We start from the raw sequence: 12,976 nt of genomic DNA, 5'->3' as shown, positions 1-12,976 counted from the left end.
CGTGCCCCGGAAGCGACAGCTTCGGGTACCCCGGCCGGGTACGGACGCCCATGGACGCAACAGTCGCGGTGCGGTCGGTCGCGGTGGTCGGCCCGGACACGGTCGCGGTGACGCTCGACTCCCCGGACGGCTTCGACGCCAAGCCCGGACAGTTCGTGCGCCTCACCGCCACGGTCGGCGGCGAGGAGGAGTCGCGCTTCTACACCGTCTCCTCGCCCGACACCGACGGGAGCTACGAGACGACCGTCGGGCTCGACGGCGGCGAGTTCTCGCAGTACCTCGCGGACCTGACGGCGGGCGACGAGATCGAGATGAGCGGCCCGTTCGGCGACGACTACTACGAGGGCGAGGCCCGCGCGGTCGTCCTCGCGGGCGGCCCCGGCGTCGGCCCCGCCGTCGCCATCGCGGAGGCGGCGCTCGCCGCGGGCAACGAGGCCGCGGTCGTCTACCGCGACGACGAGCCGGCCCACACGGAACGGCTCGACGCGCTCCGCGAGCGCGGCGCGAGCGTCGTCGTCACGGACGGCGACGCCGACGCGGCGGTCGCGGAGGCGGTCACGGGCGCCGACGGCGAGCAGGCGTTCGTGTACGGCTTCGCCGACTTCGTCGACGCGGCGGTCGCGGCGCTGGACGCCGCCGGCTACGGGGGCGAGGCGAAAGTGGAGAACTTCGGGTAGGCGGTCGCTACCGCGTCCGCGACCGGCCGCGCGCTCAGACGAGACAGCCGCCGTCGAAGTCGGCGCGCGCGTACTCGAGGTCGAGCAGGTCGAGGATGGTGGGCGCGATGTCGAGCAGGTCGGCGTCGACGATGTTCGCGTCGGGGTCGTCGACGAACAGGGTCGCGTTCTCGAACGAGTGCATCCCGTTGCGCGGCCCCGTCGAGAACACGCCGTCGTCGTGCGGCTTGAACTTCGCCTTCAGGTCGTAGCCGTGCGTCGGGATGATCACGAGGTCGGGCGCGATGGTGTCGTGGTCGCCGCGGAACGCCTCCTCCTTCTCGACGACGCGCTTGGCGACGGGCGTGCCGTCGGGCCCCTCCAGCGACTCGATGGCCGCCTTCAGCTCGTCGCGCACCTCCTCGTACGCCGACTGCGGCACCGAGCCGCGGGGCTCGCGCCCCTCGAGGTTGAGGTACAGACGGCCGGGGATGAGCGAGTACGCCCGCGCGTCGTCGGCGATGTCGGCGAGCTCCTCGTGGTCGTCGTCCTCGAAGGTGAGCCACCCCTCGTCCTGCAGCCACTGGTTGATGTCGACCTCCCAGTCCTGGACGGTGAAGCCGTGGTCGGAGGCGACGACGAGCGTCACGTCCTCGGGGAGCATCTCGCGGATCCGGCCCACGTAGTCGTCGACCTTCTCGTAGAAGGTCATGAACTCCTCGTAGTACTCGCCGTCGCGGGCGTAGTCCTCGAACAGGAAGTGGTTCACGCGGTCGGTCGTCATGAACACGCCGAAGAACAGGTCCCAGTCGTCCTGTTCGATGTAGTGTTCGAACGCCTCCATCCGCTTGTCGATGGTCTCGTGGCAGACGTCGAGGAACTCCGACTTGTCGTCCTTGTGCCCGAGCTTGGCGTTCGTGTCGATCCGGTAGCCGATGGACTCGAGGTACTCGCGCAGGTCGTCGGGCTGGGCGGCCTTGTCGACGCCCGGCGAGAGGAACCCCGACACCATCCGCTGGACGTTGCGCTGCGGCGGGAACGTCACGGGGACGTTCAGCACCGTCGCGTCGCGCCCGTTCTCGGCGACGCGGTCCCACAGGCGGGTCGCCTGCACGTCCCGTCCCATCGGGACGTACGTGTCGTAGCTCCCCACCTCACGGTCCTGGAACCCGTACACGCCCGTCTCGCCGGGGTTGACCCCGGTCGTGAGGGCGGGCCAGCAGGCGGACGACTCCGGCGGTACGATGGAGTCGATGGCGCCGGCGGACCCCTCCTCGGCGAGGGCGGCGAAGTTCGGGAACCGGTCCGGGTGGTCCTCCAGCAGCGAGTGTGGCACCCCGTCGATGCCGACGAAGGCGACGCGGGGATCGTCGTCCCCACGCAGCCGGTCGAACAGTCCCATAGGAGGGTCATCCGCGGGGCCGCGTAAAGTAATTCAGGTTTGTACGGGCCGCCGCGCCGCCGCCCGGGGTCGCCTCGACGCGGCGCCGACGCCTCCGCGATCGGCTCGGGACCGCTCCGGAGCGCTCCCGAACCGGCCGACGACACCGTTTTGCCGCAGCCATCCGCACCGGCGGACGATGGCCGACGCCGACGCGACGGAGGGAGGACCGACCGGGGGCGGCGAACCGGACCCGTTCGACGCGTTCCGACAGGTCGTCGCGCTCCCGGGCGACGTGTTGGTGCTCTCGGCGGCGATGTTCGCGTTCAGCCTCGGCTTCCAGGCGACCGGCCGCTACCTCCCGGAGTACCTCAGCGTGCTCGGCGCCTCCAGCCTCGCGATCGGCCTGTTCGGGAGCGTCGGCAACCTGATCTCGGCGGTGTTCCCGTACCCCGGGGGCGCGCTGTCGGACCGGCTCGGTTCGCGCACGTCGCTCACGCTGTTCGGGCTGGCCTCGACGCTCGGCTTCCTCGTGTGGTGGGCCGCCGACCCCGTCCGCGACGTGGCGGTCGGGCCGACGAACCTGGCGGTCGTGCTCGTGTTCTGCGGGCTGTTCCTGTCGCAGGCGTGGAAGTCGCTGGGCCTCGGGGCCACGTTCGCCGTCTTGAAACAGTCCGTCCCGCCCGACCGGCTCGCCTCCGGCTTCGCCGCGACGGAGACGTTCCGACGGACGGCGTTCCTGCTCGGGCCGCTGGTCGCCGCCGGCGTCCTCTCGGCGTACGCGTTCGCGGCGGGGTTCCGGCTGATCCTCCTGGGGGCGGCGGTGGCGGGCGCCGTCGGCACCGTCGCGCAGTACCGCCTGTACGACGCCGCCAACGACTCGCTGGGGAAGTCGTTCGACGGCGTCGCGACGGCGGTGTCGGACCTCCGGTCGCTGCCCGACACGCTCCGTCCGCTGTTGGTCGCCGACACGCTCGTCCGGTTCGCCAACGGGATGGTGTACGTGTTCTTCGTGATCGTCGTGGTCGAGCGCGGCGTCGGCGCGACGCTGCCGGTCGTCGGCGCGCTGTCGCCGGCGGCGTACTTCGGCGTCCTCCTCGGCGTGGAGATGGCGGTGGCGCTGGTCACGATGCTCCCGGTCGCGCGCCTCGCGCGACGGGTCGGGCTGAAGCCCGTCGTCGGCCTCGGCTTCGCGGTCTACGCGCTGTTCCCCGTCCTCCTGATCGTCGCGCCCGCGGACCCCGCGGCGTACGCGGCGCTGTTCGCGTTCTCCGGGCTGCGGTTCGCGGGGCTCCCCGCGCACAAGGCACTCATCGTCGGCCCGGCCGAGGCGGACGCCGGCGGGCGGGTGACGGGGACGTACTACCTCGTCCGCAACGTCGTCACCGTCCCGAGCGCGCTCGCGGGCGGGTGGCTGTACGCCCGCGACCCGACGCTCGCGTTCGGGCTGGCGACGGCCGTCGGGCTGGTCGGGGTCGCGTACTTCGCCGCGCGCGGCCGGGAGTTCGCCGCGTACGCGCCGGGCGGCTCCCGGTAGGGCGCGCCACGGCTCGGGCTATCCGAGAGCCCGCGCGCGGACCACAGGCGCGCTCACTCCCCGTCGCCGTCCGCCGCGAGTCCGACCACCGTCCCGACGAGCGCGTCGAGGCCGTCGAGTCCGGACCGCTTGCGGAGCACGGCGGCCGCCCCCTCGATCCGTTCGTCCGGCGCGGCGGAGAACACCACCACGGGCACCGTCTCGTCGACGGCCGCGACGGTCCCCGCCACGACGCCGGCGTCCGTGAGCGGCGGGCGGTGGTCCGTGACCACGCAGTCGACGCCCTCCGCGACCGCGGCCGCGACCTCGCCGCCGTACCCGGTGCCGCGGACGTGTGTCACCTCGACCGACGGGTACGCCGCCTCCACGTACTGCTCGGTCAGCGCGCCCACCCCGACGTCGCGCTCGACGTGGAGCACCCGCACCCGTTCGGGCGCGGCGCCCGCCGCGCCCCGTTCCCCCTCCTCTACCGTGGTATCTGCTGACATACCTCTCGATACGTCCGGGCGCGTCGGGTGTATTTAACATAGACGCATTGTACGTCCGTCGCGGCGGCGGAACCGGGGCGACGGGGCTTTGACTCGTCGGCACCAACCGGGGGTCGTGAGCGAGGAACGTCTCGACGCCGACGGCCGGGACGGCGGCCCCGCGGACCCCGCCGAGGCTCGTCCCGACCGGCCGCCGATGGCCGGCCTGCTCGACACCCTCTCGGTGAAGCGCAACGTCCTCGTCGGCGTGGCGGTCGGCGTCGCGCTGGCCGCGATCGTGTACCTCGTCAGGGCGCTGGAACTGCTGGGCCCGGTCGGCGGGACGCGAACGTACCCGGTGTTGGGCGCGGACGGCTTCTTCCTGCTGTTGGCGGTCGTCCTCGCGTCGGCTACGACCCTGTTGGTCGCCTCGGTGCTCACCGTCGTCTCCGCGGTCCGGGCGGTGCGCGCGTCGACGGAGTGAGGCCCGCCGCGGGACGCTCGCTCGACCCCGGGCGAGGGTCGTCCGCCGCCGGCCGGCCGGCGGCGGAACCTCGAAGTCCGTGGAGCCCGTGAACGCTATCGATGGCCGATATCGCGGCCGAACCGCTCGTCAGACTGATCCTGACGGGCGTGTTGTGCCTCGTGCCGACGCTCGCGTTCCTCGGGCTCCTCAGACTCCTCGACAGCCTCCGCAACGACGTCCTCGTGGAGCACACGATGCGGCTGGCCGCCGAGGAGGGGGCGACCGGAGGGTTCGGGGGGACGCGCTTCGACCCCGGCGCGGCGCTGTCGTCGGGGCGTCACGGCGTCGCCGACGACGGCGCGGACGCCGACTGGGGCGACCCGGGGACGCGACGGCGGCTGGTGCTGTGTGACGCGTGCGCGACGCTCCGGTCGCCGCAACCGGGGGCGTGCCCCACCTGCGGCGCCGTCATCGAGGAGCCGGCCGACCGCGAGCCGCCGGGGTGACGCCGGGACGCCCCCGTCGCCGCGGTCACTCCCGGTCGAACGGTTCGGCCGCGCCGGCGAGCGCCGAGAGCCGCTCGGCGCCGGCGCGGGTCCCCTTCGCGACGAGCACGTCGCCCGGGCGGAGCCGGGTGTCCGCGCGCGGCGAGACGACCCACTCGCCGTCGCCGTCCTCGTCCCCGCCGTCGCCGTCGCCGCCGGCAGGACGGTCCCCGTCGCCGCCGCGACGGATCGCGATGACGCGCATCCCCGTCGCCGTCTTCACCTCGCGGTCGCCGAGCGTCGCCCCGGCGAGGTCGCCGTCGGGGGCGACGACGAGCCTGACGATCACCTCGTCGGACTCCTCGACGGCCTCGGCGACGACGGGGTGGGTGTCGAGCCCCCTGAGCACGCCCTCGCCGATCTCGAGGGCGGCGTCGCTGATCACCTCCGTCGCCGACGCGAGGTGGACCAGCCCGCGGAGGCTCACCGGGTCGTCGACGCGGGCGGCCGCGCGGAGCGTCCACGCCTCGAAGCGCGACTTGAGGGCGTCCACCTCCGCCTCCAACTCGGCCACCTCCTCGGCGACGCCGCGGCTGTCGAACAGCACGGCGCCGTACGCCAGATCGACCGCGAGTTCGCTCATGTTCTTCATCAACACGATCGAGTCGACGGCGCGCTCGAGGTCCGCGTCCGCGGGGTCGGGCGCGGCGGGCGGCTCGTACGCCTCGCCGACGGCGGCCTCGTACACCTCCCGGAGCCCCTCCTCGAACCCGCGGAGGAACAGGGTGTCTCCCGCGCGCAGTTCCGTCTCCCGGTCGGGGTTGGTGATCCACCGCGCCTTGCCGGTCGCCTGGTCGCGCCGGACGGCGATGACGCGCACGCCGGTGTCGGTCTCCATGTTGATCCCGCCGAGCGTCCGGCCGGCGTAGCCGGAGTCGTCGACGACCGGGACGCGCACGAGCGTCTCGACGGCCTCCGGCAGCGCCGCCCGCATCGCGTCCGGGAGGCCGACGTCCTCCAACACGATCTTGGCGATGTCGCCGGCGGCGTCGCTGATCTTCTCGGCGGCGCCGACCATCCCCAACACGGGCGCCAGTTCCTCCACGTCCTCGGGCGACCGGGCGGCCATCATCACGCTCATGCGCGCCTGCAACTGGAGCACGTCCATCCGCGACTCCAGCGCCAGCACCTCGGCCGCGAGGTCGGGGTTGCCGTGCAGCACCGCGGAGAAGGAGAGGTCGATGAGGAGTTCGGCGGTGTCCTTCATCTCGGCCAACACGGCCTTGACGCTCACCGGCTCGTACTCGACTGGCTCGTCGCGGTGCATCGGTTCGGCCGGAGTTCGCGCGGCCGGCGGATAACAGTTCGCTCGGCGACGCCCGCGCCCGGCGGCTACTCGGCGTCGTGGAACAGCCGGTAGGAGGTGCGACCGACGGCGACGTCCTTCTCCTCGCCGTCGGGGGCGACGCTGGAGACGAGCGTGTCGGTGTACCCCATCGACCCGCCCGCCCGGAGCACCTCCGCCTCGACGCGGAGGTCGTTCGTCGCCGGGCGGAGGTACGTGACGTTCAGGTCCGTCGTCGCCAGCGACCCGGTCGTCGGGTCGTCGAACGTCGACCGGAGCGCGAACCCCGAGGCCGTGTCGACGAGCGTCGCCGCGATGCCGCCGTGGATGGAGCCGACGGGCGAGCCGGGGTTGACGAGCTTCTCGTGGTACGGGACGGACATGACGATGCGGCCGCGCTCCAGCTCCTCGACGGTGAGGTCGAGCCACGAGAGGAAGCCGTGGCTCTCGATGAACGCCTGCAGCAGCTCGACGTGGTCGGCGTCGATGGGGTCGTCGCTCATACGCTCGGGGGCGACGCCGGCCCACTTCACGGTTCGGTTCCCCGGTCGCGGCGCCCCCGGATCAGTCGTCGCCCGGGGTGCGCCCGATCTCGTCGACGGGCGTCTGTCCCGGGGGCGCCTCCCCGTTGCCGCCCTCGCCGAAGCCGGCCGAGAGGATCCGGGTGAGCGCCTCCTCGACCTTCTCGTCGGTCTCGTCGAGGTCGGCCGGCTCGACCTCCATCACGAACCCGGTGGTGATGTTGGGCGCCGTCGGCATGAACACGACCTCGCGGCCGTCCGAGGTGGTCTGGCCGGTCTTGAACGCGGTCATGCGCATCCCGTCCCACGGCTCCAGCTTCACGGGGGTCTGGAGGTCCTCCGTGCCTGTGAGGGCGGTCTCGACGGCGAGCTTCGAGGCGTTGTAGATGACCCGGAGCCCGGGCACGCGGTTGATCATGTCGTCGAGGAACCCCTCGACGAGCCGGCCGGAGGTGGTCCGCATCAGGTAGCCCGCGGAGAAGACGATGAGGACGAACACGACGAGCGCGACGAACACCTCGGCGAAGCGGTACAGCGCCGGGAGCAGCGGCTCGACGTACTCGGCGACCGGGGCGAACAGCGAACTCGGCGGGATCGACGGCGTCTGTCCCTCCGGCGGGCCGATCCGCGGGACGAACGGGAGGGTGGCGAGCGCGCTGTACAGCCAGTTCGCGACGAAGAGGATGACGAGAATGGGGGCGACGACGACGAGGCCGCTCGCGAAGTCGCGCTTCCACGTGGACATTCGGTGCTCACGACTCCGTGCGTGGCGGAGGCATATCAGCCCTTCTACACCGAGCAGTCGGCGGCGGCCGACGCCGGGCGCGAGCCCACCCGCGACCCGTCAGACCCCGGCGACCGCGCGCAGCGCGAACAGCAGGTTCTCCTTGCGCTCGCGCACCCGCCGGTAGAAGTACGAGACCCACTTGCCGCCGTACGGCGCGTACTGCCACACCTCGACCCCCTCGGCCGCGAGCCGGCGCTGTTCGTCCTCGCGCACGCCCATGAGCATCTGCACCTCGTAGTCGGCGTCGTACTCCGCCGACAGCTCCGCGGCCAGCGAGATCATCTTCGGGTCGTGGCTCCCGACGGCGATGCCGGCGTCGCGCTCCTTGAACAGGAACTCGAGATCCTCGCGGTACGCCTCGTTCACGTCCGCCTTGTCCGTGTAGGCGATCGACTCGGGCTCGTCGTACGCGCCCTTCACCAGCCGGATCTTCCCGGGCACGTCGACGAGGCGGTCGAGGTCCTCGCGCGTGCGCCGGAGGTTCGCCTGCACGCACAGCCCGACCCCGCCCTCGAACTCCCGGGCGAGGTCCTCGAACGTGTCGAGCGTCACGTCGGTCGTCTCGTGGTCCTCCATGTCGCACCAGACGAACACGCCGTGTTCGTCGCCAGCCTCGACGACCCGCCGGAGGTTCTCGCGGAACACGTCGTCGCCGACGTCGATGCCGAGTTGGGAGGGCTTGACGGAGACGCAGGCGTCGAGGTCGGTGGCGCCGATGTCGCGCAGTATCTCGACGTAGGTGTCGGCGTCGCCGTCGGCCGGCGCCCGCTCGTGGTAGTGTTCGCCGAGGAGGTTGAGGATCACGTTCACGCCGTCCTCGTTCGCCCGGCGGACGTGGTCGAACGCCGCGGCCGGCGTCTCCCCCGCGACGAACCGGCTCGCGATGGGTGGGATCATGTCGCTGGCACCGCTTGCCGGGCGGCGCTCTTGAGTGTTACCGGATCGCGGCGGCGGGACGCCGACGTCCGGCGGCGGGTCCGGCGCGACAACGCGCGACCGTCCGGGCGACGTGCCGACGCCCCTCGACGGCGAATCCCCGCGTTTAACACGCCGCCGCGAACACGGTCACGGCGATGGCAGGACTCGTGGGGGTCGTCGCGGGCGCGCTGTGGGCGATGCTGCCGGCGTACGTCCCGAACAACGCCGCGGTGCTCGCGGGCGGCGGCGCGCCCATCGACGGCGGCCGCACGTGGGGCGGGCGACGGGTCCTCGGCGACGGGAAGACGTGGCGCGGCACCGCCGTCGGCACCGTCGCCGGCGTCGCGCTCGCGTTCGCGCTGAACGCGGCGACGCCCGTGGTGGCCGACACCCTCGGGCTCGCGGCCGGCGTGCTCCCGACGTTCCCGCCGCTGGCGGCCCTGGGACTCGCGCTGGGCGCGATGCTGGGCGACATCGGCGCGTCGTTCCTCAAGCGTCGAACGGGGCGCGAGCGGGGCGCCTCCTTCCCCGGGCTCGACCAGCTGGACTTCGTGGTCGGCGCGCTCGCCGTCTCGCTGGCGCTGGCGCCCGACTGGACGCTCGCGACGTTCACCCCCGAACGCCTCCTCGTCGTCCTCGTCGCCACGCCCGTGCTCCACGTCGTCACGAACGTGATCGCATACCTGATCGGCGCGAAGAACGAGCCGTGGTGAGCGGCGCTCGTTTCGCCCGTCGCGCTCCTCGCCCCGTGGTCCCGAATCACTCCTGAGAATCGGCCCGACGCGGTTTTGTCCCCCTGCCGCGCTCGATGCGGTGTGAGCGAACCGGACGCCGCCAAGCCGGACGATCCTTTCGCCGAGGAGGACGAGGAGGAGCGGCTGACGGTCCGGGAGCATATCCGTGTCATGTTCCCGACTATCGCCATGGCGTTCCTCCTGTTCGCGGCCGCGAGCGTCGCCGGCATCGGCGGCGTCGTGGCGACGGGGCTCGGCGGCGAGCCGATCGACCGGCCGGAGGCGTTCGCGTTCGGCGTCGACGCGACCGGGAACGACACCGCGATCGTGATCCAACACCCCGGCGGGGTCGTCCCCTCGGAGGACCGCGTCGTCGTCGTCGACGAGGCGGGCACGAAGGTGCCGTGGACCGACCTCCGAACCGACGTCGGCGAGGCGCGCATCACCGGTCGGAGCGCCCTCGCGTGCCCGACGCAGGGCGCGACGTACCGCGTCGTCTTCGAGGGCCGCGCCGCCGACCACACCATCGACGCCTACGAGGTCGACGCGCCGGTGCCCGCCAGCGTCGTGGAGCGCTGCGAGGCCGCGAACTGACCGGGCGGCCGGCCGACCTCCCCGCGGCGGACCGATAGCCTTTCGCGGCGGGCCGCGCCTCCCACTCGTATGAGCGACACCGACGGCGAGGACGCGGACGCCGAACTGATCGCCGCCTTGCGCGACGCGGACGCCGTGCTGTTCGGGGAGTTCGAGCTCTCCCACGGCGGGACGAGCGACTACTACGTGGACAAGTACCGCTTCGAGACGGACCCGACGTGTCTCCGCCTCATCGCCGACGCCTACGCCGAGCGCGTGGGCGACGCGAAGCTCGCGGGCGTCGCGCTCGGCGCCGTCCCGCTCGTCGCCGCCACGAGCGTCGAGACCGGCTCCCCGTACGTCATCGTCCGCAAGGCCGCCAAGGAGTACGGCACCGGCAACCGCATCGAGGGCGAGCTGCGCGAGGGCGAGGAGGTCGTCGTGTTGGAGGACATCGCCACGACCGGGCAGTCCGCGCTCGACGCGGTCGAGGCGCTCCGCGACGCCGGCGCGACGGTGAACCGCGTGCTCGTCGTCGTCGACCGCGAGGAGGGCGCCCGGGAGTTGCTCGCCGAGCACGACGTCGAGTTGGAGTCGCTGCTGACGGCCTCGCGCCTGCTCGCGGACCGCTGACGGCCCCGCTCGGGTGCTCGGCGCCGGCTCGCTCCGCGTGTCACGCTTGCACAAGGATGCGGTTCGGGCGCGCTCTCCGTTCCGAAGTGTTCATACTTGCACGAACGAGCATAGGTGCATGAACAGGGCCGAGAAGGCCGCCCTGCAGTTGCAGGCGGTCGCCGTGTTGCGGACGCTGAAGGAGACGCGCACGTACGACGAACTCGCCGAGGTGACCGGCCTGCCGGCGGGCGACCTGAACCGCTACGTCAACGGCCACGTCCTCCCGGGCGCCGAGCGCGCCCAGGAGGTCGTCGGCGGCATCGGCCGCGAGACGCTCGCGGCGGAGTTGGAGGCGCGCATCGGGTTCGACGAGGAGGGGTACGTCGACAACTCCGGCGTCGTGTTCGACCAGCCGTTCCTCGATCTGGTCGCGCCCGTCGCCGCCGAGTCGTTCGCCTTCGACACGCCGGACGTGGTGTTGACGGCCGCGACCGACGGGATCACGCTGGGGGCGGCGATGGCGAGCCACTTCGACGCCCGCGTCGCCTACGCGAAGAAGTCGAAGGAGACCGCCGTCGAGGAGTTCATCGAGTCGCGCCAGCGCCTCGCCAGCGGGATCGAGTTGACGTACTACCTCCCCGCGGGCGCCATCGACGCCGGCGAGTCGGTGCTCGTCGTCGACGACCTGATCCGCTCGGGCGAGACGCAGGAACTCCTCCTCGACATCGCCCTCCAGGCGGACGCGAACGTGGCCGGCGTGTTCGCGCTCATCGCGGTCGGCACCGAGGGCACCGACCGCGCGGCGGAGATCACGGACGCGCCGGTCGGGGCGTTGACCGAGTTCGAGTAACCCGAGCCGCGAGCGGGACCCCGATCCGCGAGGGGACACGTGCCGCCCCTGCGACGCGCGGCGGCCGCCCGCGACTTCGTTGCACGCGAGCACGACCGAGGGATTTCGGGACGGATCGTTCTCCTGACGCGTTCGAGCCGACAAATACCCAAGTTCGTGAATATCTCGTCGGCAAAAAGCCGAATTCTTAAGTGAAGTATGCACAAGTGTGCCGCTATGGGGCTGCAACAACAGTTGGCGGAGTACTTCGAGTTCGAGGAACTCGGGACGGATCTCCGGACCGAAGTGGTCGCGGGGCTGTCCACGTTCCTCACGATGAGCTACATCGTGTTCGTGAACCCGAGCATCCTCGTCGGCGGCACCGAGGGGTCGCCCGTCGGCGTGAAGCCGGGGATCATCGTCGAGGGCGTCTCCTACGCACAGACCGTGCAGATGGTCGCCGTGGTGACGCTCATCGCGGCGGCCGTGGCGACGCTGATCATGGCGCTGTACGCCAAACGGCCGTTCGGGCAGGCGCCCGGCCTCGGCCTGAACGCGTTCTTCGCGTTCACGGTCGTCGGCGCGCTCGGCGTGCCGTGGGAGACGGCGCTGGCGGCCGTCGTCGTCGAGGGGCTCCTCTTCATCCTCCTCACGGCGGTGGGCGCGCGCAAGTACGTGATCAACGCCTTCCCGACGCCGGTGAAGCTCGCGGTCGGGACCGGTATCGGGCTGTTCCTCACGATCATCGGGCTGGAGGCGATGGGGATCGTCGTCGACGACCCGGCGACGCTGGTCACCCTCGGCGCGGTCGCGTCCGACCCCGTCGCCATCGTCTCGGTGGTCGGGCTGTTCCTCACGTTCGCGCTGTACGCCCGCGGGATCCGGGGCTCGATCGTGCTCGGCATCCTGTTCACGACCGTGATCGGCTACGTCGCCGCACAGGTCGGGCTCGGCTCTCCGGCCGCGCTCACCGGCCAACTCGGCGCGCAGGCGACCTACGACATCTCGCCGCTCGCGGGCGCGTTCGTGACGGGCCTGCAGGACGTCGACGCGCTGGCGTTCTCGCTGATCGTGTTCACGTTCTTCTTCGTCGACTTCTTCGACACCGCGGGCACGCTCGTCGGCGTCGGGCAGGTCGCGGGCTTCCTCGACGAGGACGGCGACCTACCCGAGATCGAGAAGCCGCTGATGGCCGACGCGGTCGGCACCACCGTCGGCGGGATGCTCGGCACGTCGACGGTGACGACGTACATCGAGTCCGCCGCCGGCGTCGAGGAGGGCGGTCGCTCCGGCATGACCGCGCTCGTGGTCGCGCTGCTGTTCCTCGTGTCGCTCGCGTTCGTCCCCATCGCCGCGGCCGTCCCGCTGTACGCCAGCCACATCGCGCTGGTCGTCATCGGGATCGTGATGCTGCGCAACGTCGTCGAGGTCGCGTGGGACGACATCACGGTCGCCATCCCCGCCGGGATGACGATCCTGATCATGCCGTTCACCTACTCCATCGCGTACGGCATCGCCGCGGGCATCGTCTCGTACCCGCTGGTGAAGCTGGCGGCCGGGCGCCGCGGAGAGATCCGCCCGGGCCACTGGGCGCTGGCCGGCGCGTTCGTCCTCTACTTCGTCGTCCGGACGGGCGGCGTGTTGACCGGCGCGGTCTGACCG

15 protein-coding genes are annotated in these 12,976 nt (G+C 72.0%); 9 read left to right on the top strand and 6 right to left on the bottom strand.

Translation table 11 applies throughout. From position 1 onward, the window contains the following. Positions 1-50: 50 nt before the first annotated feature. Positions 51-677, top strand: a complete 627-nt coding sequence (locus P0R35_RS08475; RefSeq protein ID WP_284012077.1) for an FAD-dependent oxidoreductase — start codon at positions 51-53, stop codon at positions 675-677. A gap of 34 nt (positions 678-711) precedes the next feature. Here the strand turns inward: P0R35_RS08475 and P0R35_RS08470 are convergent, their stop codons facing one another. Next, the gene (locus P0R35_RS08470; RefSeq protein ID WP_284012076.1) at positions 712-2,058 is read right to left on the bottom strand and encodes an alkaline phosphatase family protein; all 1,347 of its coding nucleotides are present in this window, start codon (positions 2,056-2,058) and stop codon (positions 712-714) included. Between the two features lie 178 nt (positions 2,059-2,236). Here P0R35_RS08470 and P0R35_RS08465 point away from each other — a divergent pair, with 178 nt between their 5' ends. Beyond that, entirely contained in the window at positions 2,237-3,574 is a 1,338-nt protein-coding gene (locus P0R35_RS08465) for an MFS transporter (protein ID WP_284012075.1), read from the top strand. Positions 3,575-3,627: 53 nt separating this feature from the next. On the opposite strand, the gene P0R35_RS08460 is transcribed toward P0R35_RS08465, so the two are convergent. Further along, complete coding sequence (locus P0R35_RS08460; RefSeq protein ID WP_284012074.1) at positions 3,628-4,062, bottom strand: hypothetical protein; 435 nt, start codon at positions 4,060-4,062, stop codon at positions 3,628-3,630. A gap of 196 nt (positions 4,063-4,258) precedes the next feature. Here P0R35_RS08460 and P0R35_RS08455 point away from each other — a divergent pair, with 196 nt between their 5' ends. Together P0R35_RS08455 and P0R35_RS08450 are read left to right on the top strand one after the other, a co-directional pair. Beyond that, positions 4,259-4,525, top strand: a complete 267-nt coding sequence (locus tag P0R35_RS08455) for a DUF7536 family protein (RefSeq protein ID WP_284014589.1) — start codon at positions 4,259-4,261, stop codon at positions 4,523-4,525. A 101-nt stretch (positions 4,526-4,626) separates the two neighbouring features. Then, entirely contained in the window at positions 4,627-5,013 is a 387-nt protein-coding gene (locus P0R35_RS08450; RefSeq protein WP_284012073.1) for a hypothetical protein, read from the top strand. Between the two features lie 25 nt (positions 5,014-5,038). Here the strand turns inward: P0R35_RS08450 and P0R35_RS08445 are convergent, their stop codons facing one another. The 4 genes from P0R35_RS08445 to P0R35_RS08430 all read right to left on the bottom strand — a co-directional run bounded on the left by P0R35_RS08445 (position 5,039) and on the right by P0R35_RS08430 (position 8,542). Then, on the bottom strand, positions 5,039-6,319 hold the full coding sequence (locus tag P0R35_RS08445) for a potassium channel family protein (RefSeq protein WP_284012072.1): 1,281 nt from the start codon (positions 6,317-6,319) through the stop codon (positions 5,039-5,041). A gap of 65 nt (positions 6,320-6,384) precedes the next feature. Further along, positions 6,385-6,840 (bottom strand): PaaI family thioesterase, encoded by a 456-nt coding sequence (locus tag P0R35_RS08440; protein WP_284012071.1) that lies wholly within the window; start codon positions 6,838-6,840, stop codon positions 6,385-6,387. A 61-nt stretch (positions 6,841-6,901) separates the two neighbouring features. Further along, on the bottom strand, positions 6,902-7,603 hold the full coding sequence (locus P0R35_RS08435; RefSeq protein ID WP_284012070.1) for a DUF502 domain-containing protein: 702 nt from the start codon (positions 7,601-7,603) through the stop codon (positions 6,902-6,904). A 99-nt stretch (positions 7,604-7,702) separates the two neighbouring features. After that, the gene (locus P0R35_RS08430; protein WP_284012069.1) at positions 7,703-8,542 is read right to left on the bottom strand and encodes a proline dehydrogenase family protein; all 840 of its coding nucleotides are present in this window, start codon (positions 8,540-8,542) and stop codon (positions 7,703-7,705) included. Between the two features lie 176 nt (positions 8,543-8,718). Between P0R35_RS08430 and P0R35_RS08425 the strand changes: the two genes are divergently transcribed. The 5 genes from P0R35_RS08425 to P0R35_RS08405 all read left to right on the top strand — a co-directional run bounded on the left by P0R35_RS08425 (position 8,719) and on the right by P0R35_RS08405 (position 12,973). Beyond that, the gene (locus tag P0R35_RS08425; protein WP_284012068.1) at positions 8,719-9,276 is read left to right on the top strand and encodes a CDP-2,3-bis-(O-geranylgeranyl)-sn-glycerol synthase; all 558 of its coding nucleotides are present in this window, start codon (positions 8,719-8,721) and stop codon (positions 9,274-9,276) included. Between the two features lie 102 nt (positions 9,277-9,378). Continuing rightward, positions 9,379-9,891 (top strand): hypothetical protein, encoded by a 513-nt coding sequence (locus tag P0R35_RS08420; protein WP_284012067.1) that lies wholly within the window; start codon positions 9,379-9,381, stop codon positions 9,889-9,891. 69 nt (positions 9,892-9,960) lie between these two features. Then, positions 9,961-10,503 (top strand): orotate phosphoribosyltransferase, encoded by a 543-nt coding sequence (gene pyrE / locus P0R35_RS08415; protein ID WP_284012066.1) that lies wholly within the window; start codon positions 9,961-9,963, stop codon positions 10,501-10,503. 118 nt (positions 10,504-10,621) lie between these two features. Then, positions 10,622-11,335, top strand: coding sequence for a phosphoribosyltransferase family protein (locus tag P0R35_RS08410; protein ID WP_284012065.1), 714 nt, complete (start codon positions 10,622-10,624; stop codon positions 11,333-11,335). Positions 11,336-11,551: 216 nt separating this feature from the next. Further along, entirely contained in the window at positions 11,552-12,973 is a 1,422-nt protein-coding gene (locus P0R35_RS08405) for an NCS2 family permease (protein WP_284012064.1), read from the top strand. Positions 12,974-12,976: the final 3 nt, after the last annotated feature.

It is taken from the genome of Halobaculum litoreum (assembly GCF_030127125.1).
GTDB lineage: Archaea > Halobacteriota > Halobacteria > Halobacteriales > Haloferacaceae > Halobaculum > Halobaculum litoreum.
Note: the sequence above shows the minus strand (reverse complement) of the source record. Positions and strands in the feature narration are given on the sequence as shown.